Here is a 16,658-nt window from a genome sequence, read left to right on the forward strand (position 1 = left end):
GTAGTTATAGTTTAGCAAGCGACCGCACTCAATTTACCTTAGCTTTAAATACCAGTTATAGCGCAATTAATTTTGGTGATGTTGTTCAAAGCCAATTAACAGGTACAGGTAATCAAACTATTGCCGCAGGCACAACCGCAAGTTATGGACATCAGTTTATTGCCGGCACAGAAGGTAGTGTCACGTTTAGCACCGCACAATCGCCAACACCGTTATTGTCTTGGACGTCATTGGTATATTTGGATAATAACTGTAATGCTTTATTGGATGGTGGTGATACTCAAATAACTAGTGCGATCAATGTAGTTGCTGATCAAGTGCTGTGTTTGGTGCAAAAGGTTATTTCGCCCAGTACAGCCACCAATGGCTCACAGAATGTATCCACATTAAGTGCCAGTTTTGTTTATGCTGCTCCGAGTGCTATTAATCAAAGTTTAAGTCAAATAGACACCACCTTAATTATGGATGGTGGTTTAGTGTTGGTGAAAAAAGTCCGTGAAGTAAGTAGTTGTCCTTCAACAGGTGCGGATAGCAATGTGTTTACTACCAATAATCAAGCTTTGCCCAATGCCTTAATTGAGTATCAAATTGTTTATAGTAATCCCTCAGCAAATGTCGTTTCTGATATTGTGATTAATGATATGACCCCTTCATTTACCACGTTCAGAAGTGCAGCTTGTTATAGCACGCCCAGTAGTGTGTTGTGCAGTGTTACTTCGTCTCCGAGTGTTGGTGGAGTGGGCAGTTTGCAATGGGTGTTGACTGATAATCCTGTTGGTTTAGGCTCAGGGCAGAGTGGTGAAGTGCGTTTTTGTGTGAGGGTTGACCAATAAGACCCCACCCTAACCCTCCCCTAAATTAGGGGAGGAACAAGCTTTTCACGTCATAAACTGTCTGTTAACCAAAAAAAACACTGTTTCTTCACGTCAATCTGTATAAAATCGGCAAATTATTTTTATAACTCACGACTGACGCATTAAAGTCAGGCGTAAACTACTCACGAGATAACTATGAGCGCACTGGTAACAGATTTTACCGAAAGCCGTTCTTTGGCAGAATTTACCGAACAAGCTTACCTAAATTACTCGATGTATGTGATTTTAGACCGTGCTTTACCACATATTGGTGATGGTTTAAAACCTGTACAACGGCGTATTGTTTATGCGATGAGTGAATTGGGCTTAAAAAACTCCGCTAAACATAAAAAGTCGGCGCGTACGGTGGGTGACGTTTTAGGTAAATATCATCCTCATGGTGATAGTGCCTGTTATGAAGCGATGGTGTTAATGGCACAGCCGTTTAGTTATCGTTATCCTTTGGTGGACGGTCAAGGTAACTGGGGTTCGCCCGATGACCCTAAGTCCTTTGCTGCCATGCGTTATACCGAGTCAAAATTGTCTGCTTATGCCGATGTGTTGTTGGCTGAGTTGGGGCAAGGTACAGTAGATTGGGTACCTAACTTTGACGGCACGATGGAAGAGCCAAGTTTGTTGCCAGCACGTTTACCCAATTTATTATTAAACGGCACAACAGGCATTGCGGTGGGTATGGCCACTGATATTCCACCACATAATTTACGCGAAGTGGCCAGTGCATGTATTGCCTTATTAAAGAAGCCTAATTTAAGCCTTGAAGAGATTGCCGCTTATATTCCTGCACCTGATTTTCCCACCAAAGCCGAAATTATTACGCCAAAAAATGAGTTGTTAAATCTGTACAAAACAGGTCGTGGCTCGTTAAAAATGCGTGCTGTGTATGAAGTGGAAGACGGTGATATTGTCATTACCGCTTTGCCTCACCAAGTCTCTGGTGCAAAAATTTTGGCGCAAATTGCCGAACAAATGCAGGCAAAAAAATTACCCTTGGTGGCAGATTTACGCGATGAGTCAGACCATGAAAATCCCACACGTTTGGTGATTGTGCCGCGCTCTAATCGTGTTGATGTGGCGTTATTAATGAACCATTTATTTGCCACCACTGACTTAGAATATAGCTATCGCGTGAACATGAACGTGATTGGCTTGGACGGTCGGCCACAAGTCAAAGACTTGCGCATGTTACTGACGGAATGGTTACGCTTTCGTCAAGGTACAGTGCGTCGTCGTTTGCAGTATCGTTTAGATAAAGTATTGGCGCGTTTGCATATTTTGGCAGGTTTGTTAATTGCCTATTTAAATATTGATGAAGTGATTCGGATTATTCGTTATGAAGATCATCCAAAAGCTGAATTAATGAAAGTATTTGGTTTAACTGATATTCAGGCAGAATCGATTTTAGAGTTAAAGCTACGTCATTTAGCCAAATTGGAAGAAATGGAAATTCGCAAAGAGCAAAATGAGTTAGAAAAAGAGCGTGATAATTTAGAGCATTTATTGGCAAATCCTGCTGCGATGGATAAATTGATTATTAAAGAAATCAAAGCAGATATGGATAAATACGGTGATGATCGCCGTTCACCTTTAGTGGAACGTGCCGAAGCTCAAGCCTTAAAAGAAACCGATTTAACCCCCGCTGAACCTGTGACGGTGATTTTGTCGGAAATGGGTTGGGTTAGAGCCGCCAAAGGCCATGAGATTGTCGTTGAAAGTTTAAGTTTTAAAGGTAGTGATAAATATCTCACCTCAGCACAAGGCAAAAGCAATCAACCTGTGTATTTCTTGGATAGTACAGGGCGTAGTTATTCCTTATTAGCCAACACCTTACCCTCTGCGCGTGGTCAGGGCGAGCCATTAACCACCAAATTAAATCCACCTGCAGGCGCAAGTTTTAAAGCAGTCGTGATGGGGGAAAGCTCTCAAGCGGTGATTTTGGCGACCGATGCTAGTTATGGTTTTGTGACTACTTTGGGCGACTTGGAGGCGGGTAATAAAAATGGTAAAGCCGTTGTTACTGTGCCTGAAGGGGCAAATATTTTCCCACCGCTGTTTGTCAATGATGTTGATAATGACTTTTTGGCGATTGTGAGCAGTGAAGGGCGTTTGTTGGTGTTTGCGGTGAAAGACTTACCCAAGTTAAGCAAAGGTAAGGGCAATAAACTGATTACCTTAGACGAGAACGAAAGCTTAAAGGCATGGATTATTTGTCAAGCAGGCAACAAATTGGTGATTAACACCTCAAATCGTCATTTAACGCTAAAATGGTCCGATGTTGAGCATTATCGAGGTGAACGTGGCAAACGTGGTGCTAAGTTGCCTAGAGGTTTTCAACGAGTAGAATCTTTAGCAGTAGAAGTGTAGAAACAAAAAAGCTCTCCGTTAAGGAGAGCTTTTTTATTAATCGTGATAAAAAGTCTTTTGTATAATTTGCCAGTTATCATCTATTTTTAACAAACTTAAAAAATCGGCATATTCTAAAGCTTGAAACAGATAGCGGGTTTTTACCGCCGCCATATTGCCTTTAAGTTCAATGCTGACCACTTCCATATCAAAATCTTCACCAATCATATTGGGTGCAGACATGCGTTTTAAAATACTCAAATAATCATGAAGCTTGGAATGAACAAACTCACCTTCGTAATAGCCTGTGATGCTGGCATGATCCCAAAAAATCGCTTCAATTTTAGCCACGTCTTTGTGGTGTAAGGCTTGAAAATAGTCATTAATCAGCGTTTCGATGGCAATAAAATCAGACATATATAACCTCTAGGCATTCGGTTTTTTACGTTCTAAAATCCGTTTTTCTAATCCTGAAAGCTCTTCTTCTTGAGCGGTTGCTAAGGCTTCAACAATGTGTGCCTTAAGCTCTTTTTCCACTTTAGAGGCTTCTTCACTGGCTTCAAAGGCAACGAGTTGATGTTTAGCTTTTAAATCGTTGAGTAACAATTCGTCATCAATCACCAACACTTGATTGACTTTGCTGACATTCAGCACAGCTTTGAGTTTTTTATCGGCATCATTATCTGTAAGCTCAGCTAAATTTAAGAGACTGGCTTTTACTTTAAGGGCAAATTGTTTGGCTTCACGGCGCTGACCATAAGCGGTGCTGACTAATTTAATTAATAAACGACTACTTAACAATGCACGATGGGCACAATCAGACACATGGTCACCATCAAAACGAATCACAACGCCATCGCTATTTAATTGTGTGACCATTTTGCCACTATAAAGACGTGTGGTGCGTTTGACTAATTTATCAATAATTTGTAAAAATTGATCAATTGTCGAGGCGTTCACTTTGGTAATTAAACCTTTAGGATCATCAAAACCAATGGCCACCCAGACACTGGCAGCGGGTTTAACAGGTTCAGGCTCTACTACCAGTACAATCGGTTCGGGTTCTGGCGTTGGAGCTTTGGGTTCTTGCAAAATAGGAATACGAATATTGCTAAAGAGTTGTGGCCAGCCAATCCATAATGCTAAAAATAGATGCACAACAAAAGACAAAACGAGATTAACAACACTATGTTGAATAATTTCGCCCCGTTGGGCACTGCTTAAAGTAATTTCGACTGAGCCTAAGACTTTGTTGTTTAATTGAATTGGGGCAATAAAATTTTGGCCTTGTTGGCTTTGGCCTTGTCCACCTGCGGCTAAAACCTGTTGTTGGCTGTTAGATATTTTAAGACCAAGAATAGCTTCTGTAGAACCAACGTTGTTGGCCAATAAACCCAAACCGACACTATCTTGATTAGCAATTAAAGGAGCAGCACTAATAGCTAATTGCTCGCTCAATAACTGACCAATCGGTTTTTGGTGGTTGGCTAGCTCCGTTTCGGCACTATTAACCAAGAGCATGGCATGAATAAAGTAACTCGCCACAAATAAAGGGACAATACCACGAACTTGGCTCAATTTTGACTCCTTACCTCAGTCTTAAATAGGTGACACACGAAGAAACATTTAGATTAAGTAACAATCCCCCATTATAATCATTACTTTGACAAATAGGGCATAGCTGATTGTTGGGCAATGCCCTATCATGCACGATATTTCACAAAATTTAGTAGAGTTTATGCGCGAAATTATTTTAATGTCGTTTTCGGGACCCGATAGACCCCGTTTAAGTGCCAGTTTAATGGAAGTTTTAGCTCAGCATGCGGTTAATATTTTGGATGTTGGCCAAGCGGTGATTCATGACCAATTATCATTGGGTGTGGTGGTTGAATCACCTTCGGCACAAGATTCGGCTTTATTAATGAAAGATGTGTTATTTCGTGCCCATGATATTGGTTTATTGGTGCGTTTTACCCCCATTACCTTGGAAAGTTATCATCAATGGGTCAGTGGCCAAGGTAAAGCACGTTATATTGTCACATTACTGGCTCGTAAAATTACCGCAGAACAATTGGCTGCGGTGACACGTATTGTTGCCGATAATGGTTTAAATATTGATGGTTTAAATCGTTTATCAGGTCGTGTGCCATTAGAAGATGAGAATGCAGGTTTAGGCAAAGCGTGCGTTGAGTTTTCAGTACGTGGTGAGCCAAACAATATTAATAGTATGCGTGCTGAATTTTTACGTTTAGCCAATGATTTAAATATGGATATTGCCTTCCAACGAGATGATGCCTACCGTCGTAATCGTCGCGTTGTATGTTTTGATATGGACTCCACTTTAATTGAACATGAAGTAATTGATGAGCTGGCTAAAGCCGCTGGAGTAGGCGAGCAAGTTGCCGCTATTACTGAGCGGGCAATGCAAGGGGAGTTGGACTTTAAACAAAGTTTTGAAGCCCGTGTTGCCTTATTAAAAGGTTTAAATGCCAGTGTTTTAGCTGAAATTGCTGCACGATTAAAATTGTCCGAAGGGGCAGAGAATTTGGTGAAAACGCTCAAAGCATTAGGTTATAAAACCGCTATTTTGTCAGGCGGTTTTACCTATTTTGGCCAATATTTACAGCATAAATTAGGCATTGATTATGTTTTTGCCAATGATTTAGAGATTGTTGATGGTCAAGTCACAGGTCGTGTGGTGGGGCAGGTAGTTGATGGTCAACGCAAAGCTGAATTGTTGCGTGATATTGCGGCGAAAGAAGGTGTGCATTTAGAGCAGGTGATTGCAGTAGGTGATGGTGCAAACGATTTACCCATGTTATCAATTGCTGGTTTGGGCATTGCCTTTAGAGCAAAACCTTTAGTACGCCAAAATGCTCGCCAAGCTATTTCTACCTTAGGCTTAGATGGTATTTTGTATTTGTTAGGGGTAAGGGATAGAGATTTAGATTTGGGAAAGTCCTGATAAAACAATAAATAAGGGCTTATATTGGTATGACATAAGCCCTTATTTGATAAGTTATAAATCTAAATTAACAAAACCAATAGGCTCTGCTGTTTTAGCGTCCAGTTCCGTAGCTCATATGTAGCATCGCGGAATACGGAGGTTTACATATCTGCCAAAACAATTACTTGTTGTTTAAGCTCTACTATCAAACCCGTGTTACATTGCACTTCACATCGGCTACCAAACTTCGTGACGAAGTTAAGCGATTAGTCTAAGAAGCAAGCTGAGCCAAAACTCAGCTTTTGCAAGCCTTTAATATTAATGTGCGCCCATTTGCATTTGAAAATCGGCCATACGACCTTTAAGACCATCGTCTAACACATAACGAATATAATCACGTCCCCAATCAGCAACTTGCGCGGTAGCAAGGGTACTGGTGCGACTGGCGGTATAAACCACAGCTTTTACTAAAGGCAATAAATGCCGTTCTGGATACAAATTAAAGCCTAAACCTTGGGTTAAATCTTTATCAGGAATCACAATACTCCCCAACACCCCCAACTCACGTCTTGGTAAAAAGAACGGAGGTTGACCCGCAAACGAGTTGGCTAAGGTATTTGTGAGCAAACGGCCACAATCATCAGGCGCACATAACACCGTTTTTAATTGGGCATACAACAAAGCATCTTGAGCAGGGCTATTGGCTAATAAGGCAGGATTGACCCCCATCAAATAATTGGCATAACGCCATAAGTGATGATAAGCCCGTTTATCATCATCGGTTAAATACACGCCCAAACGCTCTAAACCAACCAACACCACATAACTAAAACCACAAGCGACCCACGCCATTTCGGCTTGATTAATGGCCAAAGGTAAATTTAAGCCTTTTTTGGCATCATCAATGCCCACATGACGGCGCACAAAAGTATGTAATAAACGAACTCTTAACACCGAGTTTAAACCCACGCCATCGGCTTTTAGGCCACCTTTGGCCAACACATCAGCCACCATTGAGCCTGTTTCGTATAAACGTCTAATCGCATCTTGCTCCAAACGTTTGGTTGAGGCCAAAACACGGGCAATGTTAGGAACAGCATAAGTTAAGGGCAATGCACCTAGTGCAAAAGCGACTAAAGCCAATGGTGCGGAGCGCAAAAATACCTGTGCGCCACGTTCAATCTGTTGCCAATCTACCCACTCAGGTACGCTAAACACTTCATCACACAACGCTTGGCATTCTTTGCTGCCTGCTTGGGCTTGTTGTTGCACCAGTTGCCAAATATTTGGTGCACGTAGCTTATTTTTGTATAAATAATCAACCACTGCATCTGCTAAAGGATCACCGATTTTTTCAAAGTCTAAAATTTGGGCACGAGTAGGAATAGGCACAATAATATCCTCTTTATTAAAAACCATACTTTTATTAAGGTTTTATGTTTATCAAACACACGCAATCGAACAAATAATCAGCTTAAATATGGTACTTTCGTGCCAATATACTGAATAAATATTCAACAAGCAAGTGCTTGGTTGGATTTTTGGAGTTAAAAAGCTTGATAAAATATATATTGGCTATAGGCCATTATTTGGCTAAGATAAATATCTAGCAGTCAAGAGAATGTATAGCAGGAGATTTGCCATGACCATGCGTAATGAGTCATTCGTGTATTTTAAAAATGAGCGTAAAGCATTCTAAGCACGTTTTGTAAATAAATACGCGATAAATGCGTAGGTCAAATAAGCAAAGAGCGATGATTAAACCGCTCTTTACTTGCCTAAACCACACGTTGGATCAGTTAAACCTTGTTGTGCTAACCATTCTTCAAAAAAACGAATAAATAAGCGAACCTTAGCCGACAAATGTTTACGATGTGGATAAACCGCATAAATATGACTAGCAGGGGTGTGATAATCAGGCAAAATTCGCACTAACTGACCATTGCTTAAATAAGGTGCTAAAACAAAACAAGGTGCGCAACAAATGCCTAAACCTTGTGCCGCAGCTTCGGCCAAAAAGTTGCTATTATCACTAGAGATTGCTCCTTGAACAGTGACATCATATTGTTGCTGATTTTTATCCAAAAAAGTCCACAAACGATTGTGGCTGAGATGATGTTGATAAATCAAACAGTTATGGGCTAATAAATCATCAGGATGATTTAAAGGTGGGTAATTTTTGAGATAATCAGGTGCGGCAGCATACAACAATTGAGTTTGGCCTATTTGTTTTGCCACCACATTTTGTGAACCTGTTGAGCCAACTCTTAACGCCAAATCAAAACCTTCTTCAACTAAATCGACCATATTTCCCGATAATGACACCTGAAATTTAAGGGCGGGATATACTTTTTGACAGGCATCTAAAGCAGGCACTAAATAACTTAAAGCAAAGCCTAAAGAGGTGGTGATTTTTAACAAACCTTGTGCCATTGCTGCTTGGGTACTCACATCAGACTCTAGGTTTTCAAGCTCATGTAACCATTGCACCGCACGTTCATAATACGCTTGACCACTTTCGGTTAAGCTAATACGCCGAGTAGTACGATTTAATAAACGCACTTGTAGATGAGATTCTAATTGTGCCACCCATCGAGATACGGCAGAGGTGGATTGAGTCAGTTTATCGGCAGCACTGGCAAAACTACCTGCTTCAACTACCGTACAAAATACGCGCATCGCTTCGACTCTATCCATTATTGTTCAACTTTGTTAAATAAATTATGTTAATTTAATCACTTTATCCCACTAAAAGAAATAGTTATCTTATTTAGGACTTACGCGGTTATCGCTTATTTGTGAACATTTAAACCATTTTTAACGGTTTTATGTTCACAAAACGCGCTAATTTCGATGAAATGCGTTAAGTCCTATTATCATCACCCAAACAATCCACTGATAAGAGGAAAAAATAATGAAACTTTATTATGCAGCAGGCGCTTGTTCTTTAGCTCCACACATTGTTAGCCGTGAGGCAGACCTAAATTTAGAGTTAGTACGTGTGGATACTAAAAGCCATTTAACCCCAGATGGTGTTGATTTTTATACTATTAATCCCAAAGGTAGTGTGCCATGTTTACAGTTAGATAACGGTCAATTACTCACTGAAGGGCCGATTATTTGTCAATATTTAGCTGATTTGGCCAACAATACTCAGTTAATGCCAGCATCAGGCACATTGGCTCGTTATCGAGTCATGGAGTGGCAAAATTATATTACCTCCGAATTACACAAATCATTTTCGCCTTTGTTTAACCCAAATGCAGGTGCAGAAACCAAAGCATTGTTTGCTGAACAGTTAAAAAACAAATTTACTTGGTTATCAAGTAAATTAGAACATACAGCGTATTTAACAGGTGACAATTTTACGGCGGCAGATGCTTATTTGTTTGTAGTCACCAACTGGTCTAAATTTGTTGGTTTAGATTTATCACATTTAAGTGCGTTACAAGCCTTTATGCAGCGTGTCGCTACCCGTCCTGCCGTACAAATGGCTTTAAAAACAGAAGGTTTGATTAAGTAAATAAAATACCCCCCTCAGTCCCCCCTTAATAAGGGGGGATGCCGAAGGCAGGGAGGTATGTGAGTACACAAACGACAGCTTAAGGAAGTAAAAAATTATGCCTTATGTCAATATTAAAATTACCAAAGAAGGGGCAACAGCAGAGCAAAAAGCTGAGCTGATTGCTGGTGTCACTGACTTATTGGTAAAAGTATTAAATAAAAATCCTGCAACCACTTTTGTTGTTATTGATGAAGTTGATACTGACAATTGGGGGGTAGCAGGGCAAAGCGTCACTCAACGGCGTATTGCTGAACGACAGAATAGTTAGTTTTTTTGAAATCAATCCTCTTAGTAATCAAAGTAGCTAAGAGGATTTTTTATTGTTAATAATTTTTATGAAAACATTATTTAAAGATTTTTCTTTTTCGGCAGTGATTGCAGGCTTTGTTACAGTATTAGTCGGTTTTAGTAGCTCAGGCGTTTTGGTGTTTCAAGCTGCTCAAGCCTTGGGAGCAACACCAGCACAAAGTAGCTCTTGGTTGTGGGCATTGTGCATGGGCATGGGTTTAACCAGTATTGGCTTATCTTGGTATTACAAAACGCCAATTCCTACTGCATGGTCAACAGCCGCCGCCGCGATGTTAATTACCATAGCTGACCATATTAGCTTAGCCGAAGCGACAGGCGCATTTATTGTTTCGGGTTTATTGATAACCGTTGCAGGTTTTTCGGGCATCTTTGAGCGATTAATGAAATTTGTGCCGATGTCTTTGGCATCAGCAATGTTGGCTGGTATTTTATTGAGATTTAGCCTACAAGCTGTAAACGCACTACAAAGCCATTTGGCAATGATTTTGGCAATGTTTATCGCATATTTACTTTGTAAGCGATTAAAGCCGCGTTATGCAGTATTGATGGCTTTAATAGTCGGTATTGGCACAGCTTATAGTCAAGGTTTAATTCATCTCCAAGAAATTAGCTATCAGGCAGTGCAACCAGAGTGGGTGAAACCGAGCTTCTCTTGGCATACCGTGTTAGGAGTTGCTGTGCCTTTGTTTTTAGTGACCATGACTTCACAAAATATGGCTGGCATCGCGGCAATTCGCAGTTTTTCTTATCATGCGCCTGTTTCGCCATTAGTGGGGTGGACAGGATTAGCAACGGTGATTTTTGCACCAATGGGCGCATTTGCGATTAGTTTAGCGGCAATTACCGCAGCAATTTGTTTGAGTAGTGAGGCGCATGAGGATAAACAACGGCGTTATGTAGCAGGTATCATGTCGGGTATATTTTATCTGTTATTAGGTATTTTTGCCGCAACCTTAGCACACTTGTTGACAGCTTTACCTAAAGAGTTAGTGATTGGGGTTGCAGGGATTGCTTTATTAGGCACGATTGGTAATGGTTTGGTTCAAGCATTAGCTGTTGAACAAGAGCGCGAAGCGGCATTAATTTGTTTTGTGGTCACTGTATCAGGTATTAATTTATTGGGCATAGGGGCAGCTTTTTGGGGATTGATTGCAGGGGCATTCACATTAGGGCTGATGGCTATTGTTGGTGTGAGGGGGATGGCTAATAAAAATTGACTCATTCTGCGTGACAAAACTTGCCAACAGAATAACTATTTGCTGCGTTTTGTGCCTTGCCTGAGTCAATTTTTATCAGCAACGCAGCTCACACACAAAACGTCAACAGACCCTATAAACAGAGTTGTAATACTTGACGGCAAACATCGGGTGTCACATCACGATGTTCTCCTAATTTAATCATCTTGTGGGCAATCAGTTGTTCAATAATGGCATCAATATGGCTAGCATTGAGGTCATAAGCACTTAAACGTGTATCGACTCCCAAACCTTTAAAGAAGCTCTCGGTTTTAGCAATCGCTAAATCAATACGTTGTTGTTCGTCGCCTTCGTTAATTTGCCAAACACGACTAGCATATTGCAGCAATTTAGCACGTTTGCTTTCTTGACGAATTTTCAACATCGCAGGTAAGACAATCGCCAAGGTGCGTGCATGGTCAATGCCGTGTAATGCTGTGAGCTCATGGCCAATCATATGGGTTGCCCAATCTTGTGGCACACCTGCACCAATCAAACCATTTAACGCTAAAGTGGCAACCCACATTAAATTGGCACGTGTATCGTAGTCTTCAGGGTGATGGAGGGCTTTTTCACCTAATTCAATCAAGGTTTGTAATAAACCTTCGGCAAAACGATCTTGCACATAACCATTAACAGGATAGGTAAGATATTGCTCGGTAATATGCACAAACGCATCAACCACACCATTCGCAATTTGACGAGTGGGTAACGTATAGGTTTTGGTGGGGTCTAAAACCGAAAATTGTGGAAAAGTGTGTGTGCTAAAAAAAGCGGATTTGGTGTGATTGCTTTGTTGGGTAATCACGCCACCATTATTCATTTCTGAACCTGTTGCCGATAGCGTTAAAACAGTGCCAATCGGTAATGCAGCTTGAATAACTGTGCCACGGTTTTTTAAAATATCTAACACATCGCCTTGATAACAACTCGCCGCAGCCACAAATTTAGTGCCATCAATCACCGATCCACCGCCAACCGCCAATAAAAAATCAATTTGTTGATTTTTAACTATTTCAACGGCTCTCATCAGCGTTTCAAAGGTTGGATTAGGCTCAATGCCTGAAAACTCAACAACATGTCTTGAGCCTAATGCGGTAAGAACTTCTTTGAGTGTGCCTGTGACTTTGACACTACCGCCGCCATACAGCACTAAAACTTTTGCTTGGGCGGGAATATGTTTATCAATATCAGCAATACGCTGTTGACCAAATAAAATACGGGTTGGGTTGTAAAAGTCAAAATTAAACATGTTATCCCTCGTCATTTTTTAGCAGGTTTTGTGTAAACCGGACAATTGCTTGGTTTGGCCATTGTGCCTAAAAAAAATTATGTTATAAGAACGATGCTGCCGCATTGCAGATGATAAGACTTACGCATTTGATCGAAATAAAAGTGTCTTGTAAACATAAAACCGCTAAAAATGGTTGAAATGTGAACAAAAAGCGATAACTGCATAAGTCTTAGGTGCTGTTGATGTTTATCAACTAAGTGGAGGGGGAGCAATGCGACAGAAATAACACTTTATGCATAGGATTATAAACGATGAATTTAGACAATAAAGTAGCCGTTGTCACAGGCGGTGCATCAGGTTTGGGCTTAGCAACGGTAAAAGCCTATTTGGCCAAAGGCGCATCAGTGGCCATTTTTGATTTAAATGCCGAGCAAGGTGCTTTAGTTGCCGCAGAGCTTGGCGAAAAAGCCTTATTTTGCCAAGTGAATGTGGCTGAAGAAGCCTCTGTACAACAAGCCATTGCCCAAACTTTAGCAAAATTTGGTGCAATTCATGTGACCGTGAATTGTGCGGGTATTGGTTCGGCAAGCCGTACCGTTGGTAAAAACGGTGCCATGCCATTGGAACTTTTTAGCAAAGTGATTGCAGTTAATTTGGTGGGGACTTTTAATGTGACCCGTCTAACCGCCGCAGAAATGGCCAAAAATACGCCAGATGTTGATGGTGAACGTGGTGTGATTATTAATACTGCCTCGGTTGCTGCATTTGATGGCCAAATTGGTCAAGTGGCTTATTCTGCCTCTAAGGGTGGTGTGGTAGGTATGACCTTGCCATTAGCGCGTGATTTAGCGATGTTGGGAATTCGTGTTAATACCATTGCACCTGGTATTTTTAATACACCATTAATGAATGCTTCTCCAGACAGTGTTAAATTGCCATTGATTGAGATGACTCAATTTCCCAAGCGTTTAGGCTATCCCGAAGAATATGCCTTTTTAGCTTCGCATATTGTTGAAAACAAATTTATGAATGGCGAAACCATTCGTTTGGATGGCGCAATTCGTATGGCTCCACGCTAATTGCTAATTAAGTATATGGCTTGGCGGCTAGTTAGCCGCCATTAATCAATTGATTGATGTCTGTTGTGCACAACTGCTTTATTTCGTTATAAATATCGTTTAGCAAAATATCGCGTTGTTGTTGAATAGCCAAATCATGCTCTAAGTGTCTTTTTAGTGCATCTTTGAGCAAGCGTTCTAACTGTTCTAATAAAAAGCGTAATTTAGGGACACCACAATAGCGTGTTGCACCATATAAATGATGTACATGTGACAACAGTGCAGGGTAGTTTTGTTCTTGATGCGATTTATTGAGTTTTTCGTGTGCGGTGTCTAAACCAGAAATGAGCATGGTAATCATTTCATAGGCTAAGTCGCTTTTGTTGGCACTGAGTCTTAAGCTTTCAGACCAATCTATAGAAATTAGATTAACTGTCGATTTTTCTAAAACAGAAGATATTGTGGCCTGTGGTTTGGGTTGCAAATGCGTATTTGTCCATTGTTCTATCACATAACTTAATTGTGCCTCATCAATGGGTTTGGTCAAATAATCATTCATCCCAGCTTTTAACATATTGTCTTTTTCATCGGCTAGGGCATGAGCCGTTAAAGCAATAATGGGTGTATTTCGATTTAAACTGTCTTCCGAACGACGAATACGTTGAGTAGCCTCTAAACCAGAAATTTGCGGCATTTGAATATCCATAAAAATGAGATCAAATTTGCTTTGAGAGCATAATTCAATAGCTTCCATGCCACTTGCTGCACAGCTTACCGTAATACCTAAATCTTCTAATAACGTTGAAACTAATTTTAAATTAAGAGGATGATCATCAACCGTCAGAATATGTAAATCTATTTTGACAGAGTTAGTTGTATTGTTGGTTGTATTCACAGGTATTTGTGTCAATCTAGCAGTGAGTAATCCTTGTGCTAAAAGACTTAATAGATGTCTTGGTCTGATGGGTTTGGATAAAGTATAAATATGTAATTCGGCATAAGCATTATCAGGTAGCTTTGTTACGTCAGATAAATGACTAAACATAACTAATAAACCCGAAAAATGTTTACGTAACTGTTTTAATTGCTCATAGGCTTTGTCTTTATCTAAATCATGATGATCAAAAATAATCACTTGATGGGTGTCTTGCAATTGTTCAATGAGGTCTGGCCAAGTTTTAGTGAGCGTAATCATTGCGCCAGCATTAGATAAAGTGGCTCTCAATAATTGACTATTTTTTTCGTGAGACTCTAGGGCAATAATTTGTTTGTTATCAAGATGAATGACAGGTGTATTATCTGTGTCTGCACAAAAACCTGCTCTAAAATTAAACCAAAATGTTGCACCTTGGGTTTGCTCTGGGTTAAAGCCAATATCACCATCCATTAATTTGATAATATTCCGCGAGATAGCTAAGCCTAAACCTGTACCACCAAATTCACGGGTGATGGAAGGATTGCCTTGTTGAAAGGCTTGAAATAAAGAGCGTTTAGCATCTTCACTTAAACCGATGCCTTTATCACTTACTTCAATCCGAATGACATGATAATTACCGCGAGTTTCTTCAAGCATAACCCTAACAATCACTTCACCTTTTTCATTTTTCTTAACAAATTTAATGGCATTGTTAACTAAGTTAGTGAGAACTTGTTTGAGGCGTAAACTGTCGCTAATAACTTTATTGGGAACACCCTCATAAATAAACACAATTTGTTCCAAGCCATTGCTAGCGGCTTGTGGTGCTAAACTATCCATGACTTCAAAAATAATATTTTCCAAAATAATGGGTTGTTTATCTAAAGATAATTGGCCAGCTTCGATTTTGGAAAAGTCTAAAACATCACCAATAATGGCTAACAAATGTTCTGATGATTTTTGAATGCTCTCAACCCAGTCACGTTGTTTGTAGTCTAAGGGCATTTTTAACAGTAATTTAGTAAAACCATTGATACTATTTAGAGGGGTGCGTAATTCATGACTAATGTTGGCTAAAAATGCGGATTTAGCTCTATTTCCTTCTAGGGCGTGATTATGTGCGATGTGTAGTTCAATATTGCGTGATTCCATTGTGATTAAATTTTCATCTAAATCATGTTTGGCCTGTTCCATTAAATTTTTAAGTTCATCGTATTCCTGACCAACAGCAACTAGCAAATGGTTAATACTTTCTTGTAGCAAATATAAATCGCCTGTTGCGCCTGTATCGAGATGTTTATCGAGTTGTTGAGGATTGATTTGTCGAATTTGTTCAATCAATTTTTGGATAGGATTAAGCCAATAACGAATATTGCCACTCACCCATAACAATAAAATGACCACAAAACCAAATAAGGTAATTGAAATAGTCATCACCGATTCATAACGAGCTAAAGTAAAGTTATTGCTTTGTAATTCAATGGCTAACCATTTAGGATTAGTTTGGTCTAGATATGGCGCATTAATTGGGATTAAAAATATATCGCGATAGGGATATACAACAGGGTTTTTTTGAGCTTTTAAATGTTTGACTAATTCATTAGGCAGTTGATTGAGTGTTGAGGGTAATCCTGCATGAACCAACTTTATGCCAGAAGAGCCATAAATATCTATACTATGTAGGTTTTTTTCGCTGAGAGCTTGTTCTAAAACTTCTTGCCATTGTGCTTCAGGTGCTCGGGTTAAGTTATAGCTATATTTATTTAATAAAATGTCTGCAGTTTCGTTTTGTAAATTATTAATATCTTCAAAACGAAAAAGGACAACAAAAATACAAAAAATGACCATTTTTACCCCAAAAACAAACAAAAAAATCAAAATTTCATCATTTATAGCACTTTTCAGTCTGCTTTTAGGTGTTTTCAGTCAAACTGCATGTAGTAAATCGGAGCCTTGCACTTTAAAGGCGGTATACAGTAACGACACCAATGCGGGACAGAATACAGCAATGGTAAATTATTGTACAGCAAACAATATTACTTATACGACACACACAAGTGGCATATTATATCAAATTATCACACCAGGTACAGCCACTAAACCAAACCTATGTGAAACAGTATCAATGACTTACACAGGTTTATTATTAAATGGTACCAAATTCGATTCGGGCACTATT

General features: G+C 39.8%; 13 protein-coding genes and 1 pseudogene. 8 read left to right on the top strand and 6 right to left on the bottom strand.

What is annotated here, in order from left to right:
• Both Q0212_RS15515 and parC read left to right on the top strand, forming a co-directional pair.
• Nucleotides 1–833, top strand: a pseudogene (locus Q0212_RS15515) (hypothetical protein); the annotation flags it as partial.
• Nucleotides 834–1,010: 177 nt separating this feature from the next.
• Nucleotides 1,011–3,236, top strand: coding sequence for a DNA topoisomerase IV subunit A (gene parC, locus Q0212_RS15520; RefSeq protein WP_297927187.1), 2,226 nt, complete (start codon nt 1,011–1,013; stop codon nt 3,234–3,236).
• A gap of 36 nt (nt 3,237–3,272) precedes the next feature.
• On the opposite strand, the gene Q0212_RS15525 is transcribed toward parC, so the two are convergent.
• Complete coding sequence (locus Q0212_RS15525; protein ID WP_297927189.1) at nt 3,273–3,632, bottom strand: nuclear transport factor 2 family protein; 360 nt, start codon at nt 3,630–3,632, stop codon at nt 3,273–3,275.
• A gap of 9 nt (nt 3,633–3,641) precedes the next feature.
• A complete protein-coding gene (locus Q0212_RS15530) occupies nt 3,642–4,793 on the bottom strand; it encodes a hypothetical protein (protein WP_297927190.1) in 1,152 nt (383 codons plus the stop codon).
• Nucleotides 4,794–4,953: 160 nt separating this feature from the next.
• Between Q0212_RS15530 and serB the strand changes: the two genes are divergently transcribed.
• Nucleotides 4,954–6,180, top strand: coding sequence for a phosphoserine phosphatase SerB (gene serB, locus Q0212_RS15535; RefSeq protein ID WP_297927206.1), 1,227 nt, complete (start codon nt 4,954–4,956; stop codon nt 6,178–6,180).
• A 300-nt stretch (nt 6,181–6,480) separates the two neighbouring features.
• On the opposite strand, the gene Q0212_RS15540 is transcribed toward serB, so the two are convergent.
• Together Q0212_RS15540 and Q0212_RS15545 are read right to left on the bottom strand one after the other, a co-directional pair.
• Nucleotides 6,481–7,554 carry an oxygenase MpaB family protein gene (locus tag Q0212_RS15540; RefSeq protein ID WP_297927192.1) on the bottom strand — a complete coding sequence of 358 codons (1,074 nt, stop codon included), beginning with the start codon at nt 7,552–7,554 and terminating at the stop codon, nt 6,481–6,483.
• A gap of 378 nt (nt 7,555–7,932) precedes the next feature.
• Nucleotides 7,933–8,859 (bottom strand): LysR family transcriptional regulator, encoded by a 927-nt coding sequence (locus tag Q0212_RS15545; protein ID WP_297927193.1) that lies wholly within the window; start codon nt 8,857–8,859, stop codon nt 7,933–7,935.
• A gap of 217 nt (nt 8,860–9,076) precedes the next feature.
• On the opposite strand from Q0212_RS15545, the gene gstA reads away from it, so the two are divergent.
• The 3 genes from gstA to Q0212_RS15560 all read left to right on the top strand — a co-directional run bounded on the left by gstA (nt 9,077) and on the right by Q0212_RS15560 (nt 11,253).
• Nucleotides 9,077–9,685 carry a glutathione transferase GstA gene (gstA, locus tag Q0212_RS15550; RefSeq protein ID WP_297927195.1) on the top strand — a complete coding sequence of 203 codons (609 nt, stop codon included), beginning with the start codon at nt 9,077–9,079 and terminating at the stop codon, nt 9,683–9,685.
• Nucleotides 9,686–9,782: 97 nt separating this feature from the next.
• On the top strand, nt 9,783–9,995 hold the full coding sequence (locus tag Q0212_RS15555) for a 4-oxalocrotonate tautomerase family protein (RefSeq protein ID WP_297927197.1): 213 nt from the start codon (nt 9,783–9,785) through the stop codon (nt 9,993–9,995).
• Nucleotides 9,996–10,062: 67 nt separating this feature from the next.
• Nucleotides 10,063–11,253 (top strand): benzoate/H(+) symporter BenE family transporter, encoded by a 1,191-nt coding sequence (locus tag Q0212_RS15560; protein WP_297927199.1) that lies wholly within the window; start codon nt 10,063–10,065, stop codon nt 11,251–11,253.
• Nucleotides 11,254–11,365: 112 nt separating this feature from the next.
• Here the strand turns inward: Q0212_RS15560 and Q0212_RS15565 are convergent, their stop codons facing one another.
• Nucleotides 11,366–12,523 (bottom strand): iron-containing alcohol dehydrogenase, encoded by a 1,158-nt coding sequence (locus Q0212_RS15565; RefSeq protein WP_297927200.1) that lies wholly within the window; start codon nt 12,521–12,523, stop codon nt 11,366–11,368.
• Between the two features lie 293 nt (nt 12,524–12,816).
• Here Q0212_RS15565 and Q0212_RS15570 point away from each other — a divergent pair, with 293 nt between their 5' ends.
• Entirely contained in the window at nt 12,817–13,584 is a 768-nt protein-coding gene (locus tag Q0212_RS15570) for a 3-hydroxyacyl-CoA dehydrogenase (protein ID WP_297927202.1), read from the top strand.
• A gap of 31 nt (nt 13,585–13,615) precedes the next feature.
• On the opposite strand, the gene Q0212_RS15575 is transcribed toward Q0212_RS15570, so the two are convergent.
• The gene (locus tag Q0212_RS15575; protein WP_297927204.1) at nt 13,616–16,327 is read right to left on the bottom strand and encodes a response regulator; all 2,712 of its coding nucleotides are present in this window, start codon (nt 16,325–16,327) and stop codon (nt 13,616–13,618) included.
• Between Q0212_RS15575 and Q0212_RS15580 the strand changes: the two genes are divergently transcribed.
• A partial coding sequence (locus Q0212_RS15580) for an FKBP-type peptidyl-prolyl cis-trans isomerase (protein WP_367176062.1) occupies nt 16,320–16,658 on the top strand: 339 nt, incomplete at its 3' end. The two genes, Q0212_RS15575 and Q0212_RS15580, sit on opposite strands and share 8 nt — an antisense overlap.

This window comes from uncultured Agitococcus sp. (assembly GCF_937920075.1).
Lineage (GTDB): Bacteria > Pseudomonadota > Gammaproteobacteria > Pseudomonadales > Moraxellaceae > Agitococcus.